Raw genomic sequence first — 16,693 nt, 5'->3', positions numbered from 1 at the left:
GTGCACGTCGACGTGATGACGGTTCCGCAGCCGTTGGACAAGGTCGGCGATCTCGCGCGGCGGACGCAAGCGGCAGGCTTCGACGGTCTGCTGTTCACCGAGACCGGCCGGACCGCGTATCTGAACGCCGCCGTGGCATCGCAGGCGGCGCCAGGTCTCGAACTCTTGACCGGCGTCGCGGTTGCGTTCCCGCGCAGTCCGTTCGTGACGGCGGCGGCGGCGTGGGAATTGCAGGAGGCGACCGGCGGGAAGTTCCGGCTGGGGCTTGGCACGCAGGTGCGCACCCATGTGGTTCGGCGCTACGGCGCGGCGTTCGAGCGTCCGGGTCCGCGGCTGCGTGATTACGTGCTGGCGGTGAAGGCGTGTTTCACGGCGTTTCGATCGGGGACGCTCGATCACCACGGCGAGTTCTACAACCTGGACTTCATCACGCCCCAGTGGAGCGCGGGGCCTATCGACGCGCACGATCCCAAAGTCGATGTGGCCGCGGTGAATCCGTGGATGCTGCGGATGGCGGGCGAGGTGGCCGATGGCGTGCACGTCCATCCGCTCGGCGAGCCCGGCTATCTCGGGCGTCACGTCATACCCAGTATCGCCGAGGGCGCGGCGAAGTCGGGACGCTCACCGTCTGACCTCGCAGTGATCGTGCCGGTCATGACGATCGTCGGCGACAGCGATGAAGAACGCCATAACGAGCGTGAGCTGGTGCGAGCCAGCATGAGTTTCTACGGAAGCACGCCCAACTACGCGTTCATCTGGGACCAGGCCGGGTTCGAGGGTACGACCGCCCGTATCCGCGAGAAGCAGAAGGCCGGTGACTTCAAGGGAATGGCGGCGCAGATCACCGACGAGCACATCGCCACGTTTGCGACGGAGTCGACTTGGGACGGCTTGGCCGACACGCTGATTGAGAAGTACGGCGCAATTGCGACGCGCATCGTGCTCTACAACGCCCTGGCCGATGCTGAGCGATTCGAACGATACGGCGCCGTCGCGCAACGCATTTCGGCCTAGCTGCGCCTCCGGCCGATGGATCTGGATCTACCGCCTAGTGGGCGCCGCCTCCGTGCGCCGCGTGCTGCTCGGGAGTCTCGTAGGGGCTGACCCCCATCGGCCCGGGGGCCTCGACGGCGGGGGCAACGTCGTCGCCGCCGATTACTCCGCCGCCGTCAGTGGCTCCACCGCCCTCAGCCGCTCCACCGCCGACGATCTCGCTGGTCTCCCCTGCGACGTCCGGGGCGCCAGTGGCGATTGGGCTCGTCGAGATCCACGCCAAAAGATCCTGCCCGCCGTCGTTGTATACGACGCTGTTGGGGATGTCGCCGACGACGTCGAAGTAGAGCTTGCCGGGGATTCCACCACCGATGACGCGGTAGTTGGCTCCGCTCTCAGCGCGAGCGTTGAAGTTCGGGGCTATGGCAACGCCCCCTTCGGAGGTCACGTTCGCTTCGTAAAGCTGGCCGTTGTGGAACACGGCGTCCGAACTCGGATTTAGCCCATGAACGGTGTACGTGATCATCGGGGCGCCGGTGACATCGTTCAGCGACTCTGGCTGACCGTACGGCTTGATGTTGCTAGTCGCTGATGCCGGGGCCACAGTGGCGGCCGCCATGCCGATCGCAACTGCGGCCACGCCAACAGATGCCACAAGTCTCTGGATCTTCATCCCTACTCCGTTTCTGTGTCGACGCTGGATTCATCCGGACGTTACCCCGACGAATCTGTGTCGAAACACGAAATGCCGCAATCGCACGTTGCGCAACACGAGCGCCAAACGCGACGAACGGCGCACGGCCGGACCACTTGTCGTTCTGAAGGCGTCAGCATTTGTTGACGCGCCGCAAAAGCACGGGATACAGGCGTCTACCGCGTGAGCGCCGACGCAATACCCGTATGCCCGAAATCGTCGCCCTTCCATAACAGCGGCTCGCGTATGTCGAGCGCCAGCGCATAGGAGAGACAGTCGCCGAAATTCAGTGCAGCAGGATGGCCGCTGCCTTCGCCGAAGTCTGCGTAGGCCTGACGAGCCAGCCGGGCTTGGTGCTCGGTCACCGGCTCGATGACGAACTCCGCTTCCGCAAGGAGCTCGTCGAGGCTTCTGCTGACGACCGGATCTCGCTGGTGATCGAGCACGATCCCGCACTCGAGATAGCTTGCAGCAGACAGTCTTCGCACGCTTGCTTCGGCGATCGCGTGAGCGTAGGTCGCCGCGTCGTCTTCGGCGGTGAGGATCGCGATCACGGCCGACGTATCGACGATCACGATGGCAGCCCTCGGTCGTCGTAGAGCAGGGCGCCATGGTCGAGCGCCTTGGCGTCGGCACTCATGCGGCTTGCGCTCTTGTGACCTATGGCCAGCAGCCGGGCGGCGAGTTCGTCCTGTTCCAACCGGGCCAGCCGCTCACGCACGGCCGTCGCCACCGCCTGAGCTTGGGATTCTCCGGTGATCTGAGTGATTCGCTTGACTGCCTCATGGACCGAGTCGTCTTTGATGTTCAGCGCCATTGGTACCTTTCTACCTGTCGAATGGTACCACTGACCAACGCGGCTACGCGGAGCGCGCATCGGCGGATCGCACCAGGTCGCAGGCACTGAGGAAGCGAGCCCACTCGGCCTCGGTTGGGCGAACGCCGCAGTCGCCCAGGGCATCGGGACTGACTACGAAGCCGGGTGCGACGGGCGCCAGCATCCCCGCGAGTTTCGCGATGTGTCCAGCCGGGCTGTCTTCAAAGCTCTCGAACACCCGCTTGCGGATCCACGCCTCGGCGCTGTCGATGCCCGCCACCACGTCCAGTTCGGGGACGCGCAGAGCGCCGTCGCATCGGCTGACGTGTTCCTCGAACCGATCATCCCAGACCTCGGTCTGCCACCCCGGCCACAGCTCGGGCAGCGCGTGAAAGAAGCCCATTGTGTCGGCGGTTTGCCAGGCCCCCACCGTCTTTCGGCGCACGTCGATGTGAGCTCCGCCTTCGGGGATCTTGCCGAGCCTGATCCGGCGGATACCCGGGCCGGGCAGTTTGTCCAGGAGCGCCGGCCCATGCCAGGCCTTGCTCAGATGCCACCACAGCGGCCAGAACCGCAACTGGCCGTCGGCGTCGACCACGGAGATGAGGTGGCACAGGTGGTTTCGGCCGCGGGCGAGCTTGAGAATTGGCTGCCTGTCCCAGGTATCGGGCCGCAGTTGGCTGCCCACATATCCCGCCAATTCTTCGGTTCCGTCGTACGCCCAGCAGATCTCGTAACCGGTCCACACTGTGGCGAGCACATCCACGAGGGCGCGCCGCTCGTTCATGTCGAACATCAACGACTCGCCGAAGAACAACACCCGGCGACGGTCGAGATCGACCACCGCGCCGCCGTCTGCCCACGTCGGGGCGCACCACTCGTTCTTCTCGCATCGCCGCAGCGAGGCGGCGTACCGAAGCGCGAGTTCCGGCCCGCCGATCAATGCGTCGAGTATGCGGCAGCCTCCCCAGTGCGAGTAATACAGCTGCCAGTCCTCGTCCTTGACGATGACGAAGTTCGCCCTGTTCCCCATGTCTCCCCGTTCTCCGATGACGCGCTCTCGGCTCGTGCGTCGATTTGAGGCGAGTGTCGGTCGTCCGTCCGACAGGTTGAGGCTCGGATGGGTTGGCGCGGACGTCGGCTGTGGATAACCTTCGAGTGAAGGCGCGTCGAGTGAGCGCTATCCCCAGCGGCCGCCTGTTTCGATTGTTTCGATCATCTGGCCGGGCGTAGGCTATGAGGATGACGACCGCCGTTGCCCCGCTTGCTCAGCAGGTGGCCGTTCGGGCGCAGAGCGACACGCGATTCGCCAAGGTCCTCGATGCGTTGCTCACCGCCCCGACGACTCCACAGGGAACCTTGGAGCGGATCGCAGCGCGCACGCTGAGCGATCAGCGTCGGGCGGCGCTCGTCGAGGACTTCATCGATGGTTCGATGCGGACGCCGGAAGTACAGGCGCTGTTGAAGTTGCGTACGCCCCAGGCGGTGCACCGGCTTCGTAGCCGCGGCAAGCTTGTCGGCAGTGCTGTCGGAAACCAAACCTGGTTTCCTGCTTGGCAGTTCGATGGTGGTCGAATGCGCCCAGACCTTCCGCGGATACTCGATCTGCTGACACGCTTCACCTCGGATCCCCTTGCCGCCGACCGGATCATGCGCCTCAAACACGATGAACTCGGCCGCACCTCGATCGCTGAAGCGCTGCGCAGACCCAAGACCACCGACGTCGCGTGGCAGATGCTGACCTCCCTCGGTGCCTAAGCTTCCCGCCGGCTACCTCGTCCCCTTCGCCGACGACAGACCCGTCGGCCTGCGTCGTCGATCGATCCCCGCCGGCAGCGAGACATGGCGGGTAGACGCGAGCCCGCCCGCCGCCTGGGACTGGACCGGCTTTCCCGAACCCCGCTACCGCTTCGATCCGCAATCGGGTGCCTTCCGCAGCCGCTACGCCGGGGCCACACTCGCCGGCGCCTTCCGCGAGCGATACCGATCGACGGGACTCGTCATTCCCGCCGACCACCGAATTCACCACCTTGTCCGCCTCGTGTCCGCCCGCAACCTGCGGGTGCTCGACCTGCGCACCGAGAAGAACCTCGACGTGCTTCAAGTGGACGACCAGATCAGCACCGGGCAACATCCTGATGTCTGGGCCACCTGCCATCGACTCGTCGATGCCGCCAGGCGGTGGTGGACCGATATCGATGCCATCGTGTATCGATCGCGCACAACGCCTGAGTCGTCGCTGAACTACGCATTCTTCGGCGGCGACGGGTTCGACGTCGAGTCGTGGCCCCTCGGTGAGCGGACCGACGTGCTGACCGAGCTCGCCCTGCACCAGGGCTTCACCGTCAACTGGGACATCGACGTCGTCGCACAAACCCCGAGTTATTGACACACGCGGTAATTACGGGTACGTCTACTAGCTAGCGAATGCACCGGGCCACTCGGGGCGCCCGGCTCATACAGGGGGCAAGCTCATGGCCGACGTGGACTACTGCGTGGTAGGTGCGGGATTCGCCGGTTTGACGGCAGCCCTGCGGTTGAAACAGGCTGGCCACTCGGTGGCGTTGCTGGAGGCCCGGGACCGGGTCGGCGGCCGCACCTTCACCGAAGTGCGCGACGACGGGGTGTGGATCGACCGGGGCGGTGCGTGGATCGGCCCGGGCCAGGACGCCATCTACGGACTCATGCACGAGTTCGGCGTGCCGAGCTACAAGCAGTACGTCGACGGCGACGCGATGATGTTCGTCGACGGCAAGAAGTACCGCTACAAGGGCACCATTCCGTTGTCGATGAGCCCGTGGGCGGTCGCCAACATCGGCGCGGTCTTTCTCGAGCTGACGCAGATGTGCAAGTCGATTCCCATCGACGCCCCGTGGGAAGCACCCAAGGCGAAGAAGTGGGATCAGCTCAGCTGGGGGGCGTGGCTGGACCGCAACACGCTGTCCAAGCCCGCCCACGAACTCCTGGAATCCTCCATCTCCGGTCTGTACACGTCGGCCGCCTCGGAGGTCTCGCTGCTGTTCGTGCTGTATCAAATGGCGTCGTCGGGCGGGCCGAGCTTCGTGCTTGGCGTCAAGGACGCCGCTGAAGATGCCCGGCCGGTCGGCGGCATGGGTGCCATCCACCGGGCGGTCACCGCCGAGCTCGGCGATGCGATCCATCTGTCGCAGCCGGTCCGCAGCATCGCCCAGGACGCCGACGGGGTCACGGTGCGCTCCGACGACATGGTGGTGCGCGCCCGCCGCGTTGTGGTGGCGGTGCCGATCGCCATCGCCAGCCAAATCATCTACGAGCCAATGCTTCCCGTTGATCGATCATTTCTGCACCAGCGGATGCCGCTCGGTGCGGTGTTCAAGATCGCGCTGGTGTACGACGAGCCGTTCTGGCGAGCCGATGGCCTGTCGGGCCAGTCGTTCGCACCGGGGTCACCGGCGAACCTGACCATCGATTCCTGCACGGACACCGGAAACCCCGGAATGCTGACCGTCATCACCGAGGGGCCCGTCGCGCGCCAGATAGGGAAGCTCACCGAAGACGAGCGCAAGAAGGTAGTGCTCGACGCCGTCGCCGAGAGGTTCGGCGACAAAGCACTGACACCGGTTGACTACGTCGAGCAGAACTGGGCGATCGAGCGCTACTCCGGTGGCGGGATGATCTCCCACACCCCGCCAGGCGTGCTCACCGAATTCGGCCCCGCCCTGCGGGAACCATGCGGCCGCATCCACTGGGCCGGGACCGAAACCTCAGCTGTCATGTACGGGTTCATCGATGGAGCCGTCCGCTCCGGCGAGCGAGCCGCGACCGAGGTGATGGAACGCGAAGCGATGACGGTCGCCTGACGTCGGTCGGGCCGTTTGAACCCACCCTCGGAATAGCCGCGCCGGCAACCGCGTTGCGTGTCTCGTGACCGAACATGCCGAGTTGAGCCCCACCGATTGGGTGCGCGAGCAGACCGAAGCGATCTTGAAGAACGGGACCACGGACGGGGTCGAGGTGCTCGATCGACCGATCGTCCTGTTCACCACCACCGGAGCGAAGTCCGGCAAGCAGCGCTACGTGCCGCTGATGCGCGTCGAGGAGAACGGCCACTACGCCATGGTGGCATCGAAGGGCGGCGACCCCGAGCACCCGTCGTGGTACTTCAACGTCAAGGCCAATCCCACGGTGACGGCGCAGGACGGCGACAAGGTGGACACGCTGACGGCGCGCGAAGTCAGCGGCGACGAGCGTGATCACTGGTGGAAGCTGGCCGTTGCGGCCTACCCGCCCTATGCGGAGTATCAGACCAAGACCGATCGGTTGATCCCGGTCTTCGTACTCGAGTAGCTACGCGCAGTACGCCGCTCGCCCCCGTTCCACTCCCCGCTGACTCCAACCGGTGACGGCAGCACCGTCTCCAAAGCAGGTGGGTGGGCCGATGCTCAATATTTAAATCATCAGGTGGAAACGCACCAATGATCAAAATATAGAGCATTGACCGCTTGGCAGCGTATGATCAATATATGAATCATGTCGCCGCGTTGGTCTACGACACCGCCGAGTTCGGTGAACAGCTCCGCCGCGCCCGACTGGAGAAGGGCCTCCAACAGGACGAACTTGCCGATCGGCTCGGCGTGACTCGGATGACGGTCTCGCGGCTTGAACGCGGGCAAGCAGTCAGCGTCGACACCGCGCTGCGTGCACTATCCGAGTGCGGCTACGCCATCGCGGTGGCGCCGAAATTCGCTCGCGTGGCGGTACTCGATGGCGACTAGGAGGCTGGCGGTGTGGCTGCACGGCGTCCAGGTCGCACACCTCAGTGAGCCGAGCCCATTTAGGTTGCGGCTCGATTTCACCGATGACGCGCTTGACGTCTTCGGCGAAGGTAGCCGCGTGCTCTCGTTGGCATTGCCCATGTCCAAGCGGCCCGTGAGCGACGCGAGGGCAAGGCCTTCGGGCTACCCAGTGTCGGCGTTCGTCGAAGGCCTTCTGCCGGAAGGGAATGTACGCCAGCACATCGCCAGCCAGGCCCGTTTACCGGTCACCGACACGATGGGCTTACTCGAGCGGGTAGGCGCGGAATGCGCGGGCGCCGTTCAGATTCTGCCCGAGGGAGTCGTACCCGGGACCGGACATGTGCGCAGGCTCAGCGACAGAGAAGTCGCCGCGTTGATCGCCGATCTACCGACCTATCACCTGCCCGAGGGCGCGACGCCTCAGGCGTCGCTGGCCGGCATTCAAGACAAGGCGCTGTTGGTGGCGCTGCCCAACGGCGGCTGGGGATGGCCTGAAGCGGGCGCGCCGTCGACACACATCGTCAAGCCGGAGCCACTCACTGGCGCGTTGCCACAGCTCATCCAAACCGAGGACTGGGCGTTACGAGTCGCCCGGCAGGCCGACATCTCGGCAGCTGAAACGCGACTCGCGAAGTTCGAGCTGCGCGAGGCGATCGTCGTCACCCGCTATGACCGCACCGCGGCCGGTCAGCGGTTTCACCAGGAGGACTTTTGCCAGGCACTCGGGCTTGACCCGCAAGCGAAGTACGAAAGTACCGCCGAATCCGATCGGCACGGATCCCGGCTCAAGCGGATCGCCCGCGCAGCCGCAGCCAGAGCGCGCGATCCAGACGCGTTTCGCACCGCACTGCTGGAAGCAGTGACGTTCAACGTCGTCATCGGCAACGGAGACGCACACTCCAAGAACTACTCGCTGATGATCGATCGTGACGGAAGCGTCGCTCTCGCACCGATTTACGACGCTGCCCCGACGTTCTACCTTGATTCTCGATACAAGGGCACCGGCCACGTCATCAATGGGAAGACGTCCGTTGACTTGGTCGACGTCGAGGACCTCGTCGGTGAGGCCGCGTCGTGGGGCACCTCCGAGCGTCGCGCACGCGCCGCTGTGGAGGCGTCTATGGAACGGATACACGCAGCCGTCGGCCAAGTCCCGCTGCCATCCGGCGCCGAACAGGTGAAGGCCAATCTCGAGAACCTGTGGACGAGGCGGTCGTGGCCAGCAACGCGCCGCAACACATGACCGATGCCCCAGCATGTTTGAGCTTCGGCATCGTGCCGGAAACGACCGGCCCCGGCAACCAACCTAGTTGCTTGTCGGTGGCGGCTGCGGCTGGAATGGTTGGTACCACCACCAGTCGGCGCGCTCGCCGGTGGGCCCGGGGCAAGGTGCCACCGCGGGCGGGGGAAGGTTCGGCGGGCGCGCGAGCGACCCAGCACTGAGCGGTTGGCCGTCACTGTCGGTGACGATGAGACGGTCTGCGGGTCCGGTGATGGTGATTGCGCCTCGATGGTGCAGCCGGTGGTGATAGGGGCACACCAGCACAAGGTTGAACAACTCGGTGGGGCCGCCGTCCTCCCAATGCCGGATGTGATGCGCGTGTAGACCGCGGGTGGCTCCACAACCCGGAACCGCACACGTGGGATGGCGGTGCTCCAGCGCGCGACGAAGCCGCCGGTTGATCTGGCGGGTCGATCGGCCGGCGCCGATGACCTGGCCGTCACGTTCGAACCACACCTCACAGGTCGCATCACAGGTCAGGTATTGGCGTTCGGCCTCCGAGAGCAGCGGACCTAGATGCAGTGCCGCGGCGCGCTGCTCAACGTCGACGTGCACCACCACAGTGGTGTGATGCCCGTGCGGCCGGCGGGCCGCCTCGGCGTCCCACCCGTCGTCTACCAGGCGCATGAACGCCTCGACAGTGCCCGGCAACGGCGGCGCGATATCTGACGCGCGGTCGCGGTCGCCGTGATCGCGCTTCCACTCGGCGACCAGCGCATCACGATGAGACGCCAGTGCCGCATCGAACTTCGCCGCGTCCACGTGCGGAAGTTTGATCCGCCAGCAGGTGTACTCCTCGTCGGAGGTCTTGGTGATCGAGGGCTCCGGTTCGGGCCGATCGGGTTCGGGTCGCGGTTCGAGCTTGACCGCGGTGCGCAGCTGATTGACCGTCGCGACCCCAGCCAGCTCCGCGTAGTGCTCATCAGATCCCTCGCCGGCCCGCGCGGCGATGGCGCCGACCTGATCCAGCGACAGTCGACCCTCCCGCATGCCTTGGGCGCAGCGCGGAAACTCCGCCAGCCGGTGTGCCACCGTGGCGATCGTGTGGGCGTTTCCCGATGACGAGCCCAGCTTCCAGGCCACCAACGCCGCCACGGACCGCGCGCCGGTCATGCCGCACAGCTCGTCGCGATCCATCTCGGCGACGATCTCCACGATGCGCCCATCAATCGCGTTGCGCTGACCGGCCAACTCCGACAACTCCCCGAACAACTCCTCAAGACGCTCTTTCGGAAGCACCGCCGTGGCGCCAGACGAAGCGGTCAAGGACATGAAGTGATCATCGCAGAGGGGTACGACAAATCTTGGTCCTGCGGATCGCCACGGCGGTACATCGCTAGACCGCGTCGTCGAGACCCCAGTACTTGGCGTGCCTCAGAACCTCTCGCTTGTAACTCGACCTCAGCACGTCGACCATCGCGAGCGTTCGTGCCGTCAGTTCGTCGCGAATCCCGCTCTGCGCGTGAGCGTATGGGATGAACGCGCGAAGTAGATCGGGGGCGTCCAGCGCGACCTCCAACGGAATACTGTCCTCGCTGTAGGGCGTGCCACCGATCGCCTGTTCGACGCGCGCCGCGCTCCATCGCAATGGGTCACCGGTACCAGTCTCGAAGAGCTCCAGCAGCAACTCCCGATGGCCGGAGTCGGTGAATGGCGCCGCGGAACTGGTCGCGAAGAACCTGTCGCAAAGCTCCTCATTCGACTCCGACTCCCCCACCGGTGAGCGGTGTTCACCACCTTCGGGTAGCCGACCTACCAGCCACTGAACCAGTGCCTTGTAGAGCGGCCATGTATCGGTATCGGGTGCGAATGTCGGCTTGTTGAGTGCATCCTCGATCCACACCCGCGCATCGGCCAGGCTCATTTCGAAAACGTCGGTGTCGCTGCTGGATTCGGCCACCCGCGCAAGGGCCTCGTCGATCGGATCCGGTACCGCGCCGGCACCGGCAACGCTCGACCACACGTTGTGGTCGATCTGGACCGCGACGGTCAGCTCATGCCCACCGTCGAGTCGCATGCCGACCACGAGTTCGTCAACATCACCGAGCACATGTGTTCTGCGCACCGCGCGGTAGACGTCGACCCGCCGTAGAGCAGTGATCCATCGCGGCAGATGCTTGTCTCGCTCAGCCAGTTCGCGTTGGCATCGGAGTTGTTCTGCTGGATGGTCGACGAGAAGTTCGGCGACGACGGCCAGTAGCGCCGTCGTCTCCCGATCCCGCACACCGATCAAGCCGGTTAGGACGTTGTCCAGAAAGGTCTCATCGCGGAGCCTGCCAGGTTTCCCCACGTTGATCACCATGCTGGCCACACTGAGCAGACTGAGTGGATGCACATTAAGAGCTCTGCGTATTGCGTCGGTGAGCGTCGTGTCGGCGGAGGTATCCCCCTTGCGCTTCTTCGCCCGCCGCTCGTCACGTCGGACCTGTTTGGCCCTGTGTGCTCGTCGTCCGTTACTCATACCGCGGACGCTACTCACGGGCAGTGACAACGCCGCGCGCCGTTCAGAGCCGCTTCGCGTCCAGCGCCTTCATGAGCGATGGTCGCCTGCCGTAGTCCTGGCGGATCTGCGCGATGAACGACGCGAAATCGGCGCTGCGACCGCCTCGTTCATAGAGTTCGGCCATGGTTGCCAATCTCGCGGCGATATCGGAATAGAGCTTGCTGTTGGGATACCGCAGATCCTTCTCCAGCTCCGGCCGGTACAGGTCTGCGGCGTCAACGGGCCTAGCTTCGGCCCCTCGGACGGCCAACTCCCGCCACGCCCAGCCCGAACCGTACTCGTCGGCGGCCAGCCAAGCGGCATCGATATCGTCGTCGCTCATATGGAGCTGTACCAGGACCGCGCCGGCGGCGAAGCGGTCGGAGGCCGCCAGTTCTCGGGCGTGGTCGAAGGCCCAGGTGCGTTCGGTATCAACGCGGTCGACGCCGGCCGCGAAATCGAGCAGGACACGGTAGGCGCCCACCGACGGCTGCCGGACGAAGTCGGCACGGAGGACGCCGACCGCATCGTCGATGCGGCCCAGTCCCTGGTACGTCCGGGCGACGTCGTCTGGGCTCAGCCAAAATTCGTTGCCACCACCGTGGCTGCTGATTCGTCCCTCGGCCACTGCGCGATCGATCCATGCCACCGCCTCGCCGGTGCGGCCGGCTGCCCGCAACCGGTCGACGATCGCCCCGTACTGCGGGTGTTCCCGCTCATTGAGCAAGTGGACGGCCCGGTCGACGTCGCCGTCGTGATCGGCGAGCTCCAACAGCATCGCGTCGACTTCGAATCGCCCAAATTGATTACTGTCTGCGAGCTTCCGGTCCAGCGCCGCCACCGCGCGGCGGTAGGTCCCCAGTGCCTTCTCGTCGAAAGCGTCCACGAAGTCCGCCAAGACCAGGTGCGGCCACCCCGGTGAGTCAGCGCGGAATTTCACCAGCCACGTCGCGAGTTTGACGGGGTCGGGCTCACCCAGTCGGCAGGCGTGCGCGTAGAGGTCGGCGGCGCGCTGGCATTGATCACCGATCGAACCCGACGAGTCGTCAACCTGCTCGAGCATCTTGCGCAGCCGGGTCACTGCGCGCAGCAACGCTGGCCGGACGAGTTCGGCGGCCCCACTGTTCAGGTGGTTTTCGAGCTCGTCGAGCATTTCACTGGCCGCTTCCGCGACCTCAAACGAACGTCGGTAGTCGACAAAGCCACGGAACGCCAACGCGTTTCGCACGTAGGTCTCCAACTCGGCTTTGGCATGCGCGTCGTCACCCGCCGCCGTCGTGGCACGAATCTCCAGCAGGCGGCGCACCCCGTCGTCGCGCTGCGCAAGCGTTATGACCAGTTCACGCAGCTGATCGACATCCATCGCCTGCACCGCCGCTTCCAGCGCTGCCTCGGCCGAACCGCTGGCTGTGTCGTCGACCGCGACCCGCCCGGTGTCGATCGCGGCGAGTCCGGTCGCGACCAGATGCTTGCAGAAGTTGCCGTCGGCGTGGTGCGGGCAGGTGCAGTACCCGTCGGGTAGCGGACCGGACCAGTCGAGCTCCACGGTGTAGACGTTCTTGGCCTGGATCGACGCGTAGGCCTTGAAGTCGGTCGTGCGGAGCCCTCGGACATAGCGGACGTAGTCTTCGCCCCGGGCGTAAACCAGATCACCGGCCACTGTGAGCAGCGTCGTTTCGGAGAGCGGCACATCACCATGGTGCCGGATTCACGAGAACTAGTGACCCGTCAACACGTCCAGCGCGAACTCCAACGTTGTCGGCTCGTTCACACGAACCCAGTTCCCTTCGAGCGCCGCGACCCGTCGATAGGTTCCAGCGTCGAGACGGTACGCGAGAACCGCTCATCAGCCGGTGCGTCGGGATCGACGATCCAATAGTTTGCGATGCCCGCCTTCGCGTACTCATGCAGCTTCATCACGTGATCGGTTCCGCGCGAGCCCGGCGAGACGATCTCCACGACGAGCACGACGTCCGCCGCTGTGACCCGGGCGGGGCGTCGCTCGAACACGCGATCTGCAACCACGACGATGTCAGGGTCCCGCACACTCGGCGGGAACGAGGCTCGCGTAATCACTTCGATCTCGGGAAGCGCCTCTAGCCCGTCCGGCAGGTGATCATCTAGGAGGCGGGTGAGCCTTCTGGAAATGCGCTGATGCCAAAGGTCGGGGCGAGGCGAGATGACGAGTGTCCCCTCAAGGAGTTCCCACCGTCGCATCGGGTCGAGTTCAAGCGCATCCCACTGCTCCAGGCTCAGCAATCCGCGCGGCAAGTGTGCAAGGTCGGACACCACCCCGCCTCCTCTCGCCAAGGACTCGAATAGGTGCAGACTACGCGCAACGGCGATCGCACCCCCGCCGGGTGACTTCCCTTCTTGCGGCGTCATCATCTGTTGACGGGCTACAAAAGCTTGTCCCTGCAACCGCAGGCGGCTTGCATGGTTGCTTGGACCAACGGCTCATTTTCGGTGAGCCGCTACCCCTGACGATCCACGTAGAATTTGCCGGGTGGTGCGTTCGGCACTGTGCGCAGCGGACTAAAGCTTGAAGAGAAGGCGAGCCAGGATGGGCAGCGACTTGCGGGTCACCACCGAGGGCCTTCGCGCGCTGACGGGTACCTGCGAAACTTTGGCCGCCAAACTGAGTAGCACCACCGCGCCGGCCAGTACCACAACCTGTCACCAGGCAAGCGCGACGGCGGTAGACACGTGCGAGGGACGCATCGCCGCGGCCGGTGCAGCATTGGCGGCCTGGACGTCGGCCGCGGCCGCAACGTTCACTGCGGCGGCCAGCTCCTACGAACGCCAGGACAGCGAGTCCGCCGGCGATCTCGCCACCACGGTGATCTCGTTTGGCGCTCATCGACGCGCTACCCACCCTGTCGTGGATCGCGAGTTTCACCACCGCGCCACTGACTGCGGCGGCGCCTCGCTGGAGCGCTACTGCGGACTTGTGGGAGCAGTCCTTCAACCAAGTAGCCCGCGACGTGCTGCGCCCCGGCGGGACCGAGTGGACCGGCAGCGGCGCCGAGGCCGCCCAAGACAGCACCGACAAAGCCACAATGATCGCCCGCGGGGCGTCGCACCAGCTGCGCGACGCCGCCGGGGTCGCCACGTTCGGCGCCGACCAGCTTGAAGGGCTGCACGCCAAGACCCTCGCAGCCCTCGCCGCGGCCCGCGGCGAGGGGTTCGAGGTCAACGAGGACTTGTCGGTCACTGACACCAGCCGAAGTCCCTGGGGCAGCAGCGCATATGCGGCCCGCCAAGCCGGAGCCGAAGAACATGCCGAAACCATCCGGTCGTGCGCCGGGCAGCTTTTAGCCCTGGACAACCAATACGCCGCCAAACTCGAGGCGGCCACTGCAGGTCTCGACACCCTCGCCCTCGACGCTCCAGCCGGCGACTCACCACCGACCAACGCCCACAACGGAATTCAACTCGTCGACAACCATATCTGGAAGGAAGGACCCGGCCCGGACGCCGGCGATCAGCCGCCGTCAGACCCGCAGCCACCGGCCCGGGGCCTGCCACCAGAGGGTGTTCGTCCGCCTATCCCAGGCGACCCGACACAGGGGCCGGCCAGTCGCCCCAGCGAGGCAGGCAAAGGCGGCCAGAGTCTGTGGGATAAGGACGGTGGCGAGTGGCGATACTTCCCGGGCGACAAGTACCACAACCCCCATTGGGACTTCAATCCCCACAACACACCAAACGCGCCTTGGGAGAATGTTCCGATCGGCGACCTCCCTCCCGTCAAAGGCAATCCGATCGTCACAGGCCTGCCACCGTGGCTGCAGGATGCTCCCGCAGTCCCTGGTGTGACCGGCCCGCCACACAACCCCCTCCTTGCCCCCTTCCCAGGCGCCGAGATGCCAACCCCCGCACCTCTACCAAGCCCTGGACCCATCGACTTTTTCCCGCACTTTGACATCCCAGCACCCAATCCGGGCGACCTGGCAGGCGCAGGCGCGACGAGCACTGGGATCGTGGCCGGTGGGGGCCTCCTCGCACTACTAACCATGTTGTTTGTGCAGAACTGACCCTTCGAATGGTTGGCAATACAGGTGCGCGGGCAGTGCCGTCGCTCGTAGACGTCGTCCGCACGCGTGTCCCGGATCTGACGCTGCTCAATGGCCAGCAACTGCCGGGATGGCTGAAGGCTTTGCCGGCTCCGCCGCCCGGCTGGGCACTTGGACGCATTGACGCGGACCAAGCACCCACACGAATCACATTGCACCGCAACGCGGGTGATCCATCTTGGGATGGATGTGAGGTCATCAACTTGTTCGCCTTCACAGGGCTGCTGTCACGCGAAGTTGTGCACGCCGACATCGCATGCACCTTAAACGCCGTGGGCGCCCACAACATAAGCACTCACCCGCTGTTCGTACCACCCGGCCTAGATGCCACAGCGGCACTCGCCAGCGGCGAGTTCGCATTGCGCGGGAAGCGCGTGTGGGCTCGGTACACCGCCTACCTTGCACAGCGACCCGCGAGCTCTGTGGCTCGCGGTCACGAAGAGGGTCAGCGCGGCGTGCTGGTGGAACACAACACTTTTGTCACCGCTGAAGCTCTACCCAGACTGCAGCCAGAAGTTCTGAAGACGGGCGATGCTACTTACAAAGCGTTGATCTCGGCGCTCAGGGACCGATAGCGCACTCGTCGTCTATCGCGACGCCGGTCAGCACTCACGACTTCCGGACGTATTCGTCGCGTGAGAGAACAAGCGTGTCCGCAGGCTTGGAAATGTCCACGTACTGATGGCCCGGTTGGTCGCTACTGCTCAGGATGTCGAGGTTTCCGATGATCTCAACAGCTTTGGCGGAGTCAAGTCGCCACACGACACGAGTGCCGTCCAAGTCGACATCGGCTTCGCCCGGTTCGATGACGAACTCGTGAGTGACTTCACCGACCTGTAGTTGCGATGCCCCTTGCCGCTCTGCCGTCCTCAGCGCGGCGGCGAAGGTAGCGGTCCCGGCGCCGTCCAGGGCCAACAACACGACATCATCACCGAACATGAACTCGGGGGCGAATTCAACCCGGATGATCGTCATGCGTCTCCGTTCAGACGAGGCTCATGATCAACCATACCGACGACGGCGACAGCCTCGGTCGCGAAGTCGGTGGATGCCCGCGGTGTTGCTCGCCTCGATCCTGACGATGTGGTGTCGGGGATCGGCAGGAGTGCCGACCTCAGTGCTGACCTGACGGCCGATCGTCACTCGTCCGAATAGTCGACGCTCAACCACTTCTTGGGGCGCATCCGGATGACGATCGACGACGGCGAGTACGTCTGATCGGTGAACTGATTGCCTGCTTCATCGCCGAGATAGCGGACGGCGAGCGCGCGGTAGTCGGTCTCGTCTGCGGGCCCGACGGACGTCACGTCACCTTCAACGGTGACGTACTTGTAGGGCGGCGCCTCGTCCTGGGCGGTGAAGGAGAATCGCCCGGCCGCGCGGATCAGCTTGTCCTTCAGGGTCCCCTCGCTGGTGAAGATGGACAGCTCGCCACCCGGCTCGTAGGCGTACCAGATCGGTACGGCCAACGGCGCACGATCGGGCCGTTCGATTGCGATCACGCCGACGTGCAGGTCGGCCAGGAAGCGTTCGCGGTCCTCGTTACTCATCTTCAACATGACCGTGCCAACCCGAGC

General features: G+C 65.0%; 18 protein-coding genes. 8 read left to right on the top strand and 10 right to left on the bottom strand.

Annotation, left to right across the window (positions count from 1 at the left end; translation table 11 throughout):
• Positions 1-1,014 (top strand): TIGR03617 family F420-dependent LLM class oxidoreductase, encoded by a 1,014-nt coding sequence (locus SLQ33_RS09810; protein WP_319453626.1) that lies wholly within the window; start codon positions 1-3, stop codon positions 1,012-1,014.
• 34 nt (positions 1,015-1,048) lie between these two features.
• Here SLQ33_RS09810 and SLQ33_RS09805 read toward each other — a convergent pair whose 3' ends face one another.
• The 4 genes from SLQ33_RS09805 to SLQ33_RS09790 all read right to left on the bottom strand — a co-directional run bounded on the left by SLQ33_RS09805 (position 1,049) and on the right by SLQ33_RS09790 (position 3,537).
• The gene (locus SLQ33_RS09805) at positions 1,049-1,666 is read right to left on the bottom strand and encodes a DUF1942 domain-containing protein (protein ID WP_319453625.1); all 618 of its coding nucleotides are present in this window, start codon (positions 1,664-1,666) and stop codon (positions 1,049-1,051) included.
• 197 nt (positions 1,667-1,863) lie between these two features.
• Entirely contained in the window at positions 1,864-2,262 is a 399-nt protein-coding gene (locus tag SLQ33_RS09800) for a type II toxin-antitoxin system VapC family toxin (protein ID WP_319453624.1), read from the bottom strand.
• Positions 2,259-2,504, bottom strand: a complete 246-nt coding sequence (locus tag SLQ33_RS09795; protein ID WP_319453623.1) for a type II toxin-antitoxin system VapB family antitoxin — start codon at positions 2,502-2,504, stop codon at positions 2,259-2,261. Before SLQ33_RS09795 ends, SLQ33_RS09800 begins: the two co-directional genes overlap by 4 nt.
• A 43-nt stretch (positions 2,505-2,547) precedes the next feature.
• Positions 2,548-3,537, bottom strand: coding sequence for a hypothetical protein (locus SLQ33_RS09790; protein WP_319453622.1), 990 nt, complete (start codon positions 3,535-3,537; stop codon positions 2,548-2,550).
• A gap of 209 nt (positions 3,538-3,746) precedes the next feature.
• Here SLQ33_RS09790 and SLQ33_RS09785 point away from each other — a divergent pair, with 209 nt between their 5' ends.
• The 6 genes from SLQ33_RS09785 to SLQ33_RS09760 all read left to right on the top strand — a co-directional run bounded on the left by SLQ33_RS09785 (position 3,747) and on the right by SLQ33_RS09760 (position 8,522).
• Positions 3,747-4,262: a hypothetical protein gene (locus SLQ33_RS09785; protein WP_319453621.1), complete on the top strand. Its 516-nt coding sequence runs from the start codon at positions 3,747-3,749 to the stop codon at positions 4,260-4,262.
• Positions 4,255-4,893, top strand: a complete 639-nt coding sequence (locus SLQ33_RS09780; protein WP_319453620.1) for an RES family NAD+ phosphorylase — start codon at positions 4,255-4,257, stop codon at positions 4,891-4,893. Before SLQ33_RS09785 ends, SLQ33_RS09780 begins: the two co-directional genes overlap by 8 nt.
• 85 nt (positions 4,894-4,978) lie before the next feature.
• Positions 4,979-6,343 carry a flavin monoamine oxidase family protein gene (locus SLQ33_RS09775; RefSeq protein WP_319453619.1) on the top strand — a complete coding sequence of 455 codons (1,365 nt, stop codon included), beginning with the start codon at positions 4,979-4,981 and terminating at the stop codon, positions 6,341-6,343.
• Between the two features lie 64 nt (positions 6,344-6,407).
• Positions 6,408-6,830, top strand: a complete 423-nt coding sequence (locus SLQ33_RS09770) for a nitroreductase family deazaflavin-dependent oxidoreductase (RefSeq protein ID WP_319453618.1) — start codon at positions 6,408-6,410, stop codon at positions 6,828-6,830.
• Between the two features lie 176 nt (positions 6,831-7,006).
• The gene (locus tag SLQ33_RS09765; RefSeq protein ID WP_319453617.1) at positions 7,007-7,258 is read left to right on the top strand and encodes a helix-turn-helix transcriptional regulator; all 252 of its coding nucleotides are present in this window, start codon (positions 7,007-7,009) and stop codon (positions 7,256-7,258) included.
• The gene (locus SLQ33_RS09760; protein ID WP_319453616.1) at positions 7,248-8,522 is read left to right on the top strand and encodes a type II toxin-antitoxin system HipA family toxin; all 1,275 of its coding nucleotides are present in this window, start codon (positions 7,248-7,250) and stop codon (positions 8,520-8,522) included. The genes SLQ33_RS09765 and SLQ33_RS09760 overlap by 11 nt, the downstream gene beginning before the upstream one ends.
• Positions 8,523-8,585: 63 nt before the next feature.
• Here SLQ33_RS09760 and SLQ33_RS09755 read toward each other — a convergent pair whose 3' ends face one another.
• From SLQ33_RS09755 to SLQ33_RS09740, 4 genes are all read right to left on the bottom strand, one after another.
• A complete protein-coding gene (locus SLQ33_RS09755) occupies positions 8,586-9,833 on the bottom strand; it encodes an HNH endonuclease signature motif containing protein (protein WP_319453615.1) in 1,248 nt (415 codons plus the stop codon).
• A gap of 64 nt (positions 9,834-9,897) precedes the next feature.
• Entirely contained in the window at positions 9,898-10,863 is a 966-nt protein-coding gene (locus SLQ33_RS09750; RefSeq protein ID WP_319453614.1) for a hypothetical protein, read from the bottom strand.
• A 202-nt stretch (positions 10,864-11,065) separates the two neighbouring features.
• Positions 11,066-12,733 carry an SWIM zinc finger family protein gene (locus tag SLQ33_RS09745; RefSeq protein ID WP_319453613.1) on the bottom strand — a complete coding sequence of 556 codons (1,668 nt, stop codon included), beginning with the start codon at positions 12,731-12,733 and terminating at the stop codon, positions 11,066-11,068.
• A gap of 77 nt (positions 12,734-12,810) precedes the next feature.
• Positions 12,811-13,335, bottom strand: a complete 525-nt coding sequence (locus SLQ33_RS09740; protein WP_319453612.1) for a Uma2 family endonuclease — start codon at positions 13,333-13,335, stop codon at positions 12,811-12,813.
• Between the two features lie 557 nt (positions 13,336-13,892).
• On the opposite strand from SLQ33_RS09740, the gene SLQ33_RS09730 reads away from it, so the two are divergent.
• Positions 13,893-15,077, top strand: a complete 1,185-nt coding sequence (locus SLQ33_RS09730) for a hypothetical protein (protein ID WP_319453611.1) — start codon at positions 13,893-13,895, stop codon at positions 15,075-15,077.
• A gap of 648 nt (positions 15,078-15,725) precedes the next feature.
• On the opposite strand, the gene SLQ33_RS09725 is transcribed toward SLQ33_RS09730, so the two are convergent.
• Both SLQ33_RS09725 and SLQ33_RS09720 read right to left on the bottom strand, forming a co-directional pair.
• Positions 15,726-16,091 (bottom strand): hypothetical protein, encoded by a 366-nt coding sequence (locus SLQ33_RS09725; protein WP_319453610.1) that lies wholly within the window; start codon positions 16,089-16,091, stop codon positions 15,726-15,728.
• Between the two features lie 164 nt (positions 16,092-16,255).
• Positions 16,256-16,675, bottom strand: coding sequence for a pyridoxamine 5'-phosphate oxidase family protein (locus SLQ33_RS09720; RefSeq protein ID WP_319453609.1), 420 nt, complete (start codon positions 16,673-16,675; stop codon positions 16,256-16,258).
• Between the last annotated feature and the right edge of the window lie 18 nt (positions 16,676-16,693).

Source organism: Mycobacterium sp. RTGN6 (assembly GCF_033804605.1).
In the GTDB taxonomy this organism is placed as follows: Bacteria; Actinomycetota; Actinomycetes; order Mycobacteriales; family Mycobacteriaceae; genus Mycobacterium.
Note: the sequence above shows the minus strand (reverse complement) of the source record. Positions and strands in the feature narration are given on the sequence as shown.

Coding starts and splice junctions, on each gene's coding strand:
- SLQ33_RS09750 (WP_319453614.1), bottom strand. CDS start 10,863: ATGGTGATCAACGTGGGGAAACCTGGCAGGCTCCGCGATGAGACCTTT.
- SLQ33_RS09755 (WP_319453615.1), bottom strand. CDS start 9,833: ATGTCCTTGACCGCTTCGTCTGGCGCCACGGCGGTGCTTCCGAAAGAG.
- SLQ33_RS09795 (WP_319453623.1), bottom strand. CDS start 2,504: ATGGCGCTGAACATCAAAGACGACTCGGTCCATGAGGCAGTCAAGCGA.
- SLQ33_RS09720 (WP_319453609.1), bottom strand. CDS start 16,675: ATGTTGAAGATGAGTAACGAGGACCGCGAACGCTTCCTGGCCGACCTG.
- SLQ33_RS09790 (WP_319453622.1), bottom strand. CDS start 3,537: ATGGGGAACAGGGCGAACTTCGTCATCGTCAAGGACGAGGACTGGCAG.
- SLQ33_RS09725 (WP_319453610.1), bottom strand. CDS start 16,091: ATGACGATCATCCGGGTTGAATTCGCCCCCGAGTTCATGTTCGGTGAT.
- SLQ33_RS09805 (WP_319453625.1), bottom strand. CDS start 1,666: ATGAAGATCCAGAGACTTGTGGCATCTGTTGGCGTGGCCGCAGTTGCG.
- SLQ33_RS09775 (WP_319453619.1), top strand. CDS start 4,979: ATGGCCGACGTGGACTACTGCGTGGTAGGTGCGGGATTCGCCGGTTTG.
- SLQ33_RS09765 (WP_319453617.1), top strand. CDS start 7,007: ATGAATCATGTCGCCGCGTTGGTCTACGACACCGCCGAGTTCGGTGAA.
- SLQ33_RS09760 (WP_319453616.1), top strand. CDS start 7,248: ATGGCGACTAGGAGGCTGGCGGTGTGGCTGCACGGCGTCCAGGTCGCA.
- SLQ33_RS09785 (WP_319453621.1), top strand. CDS start 3,747: ATGACGACCGCCGTTGCCCCGCTTGCTCAGCAGGTGGCCGTTCGGGCG.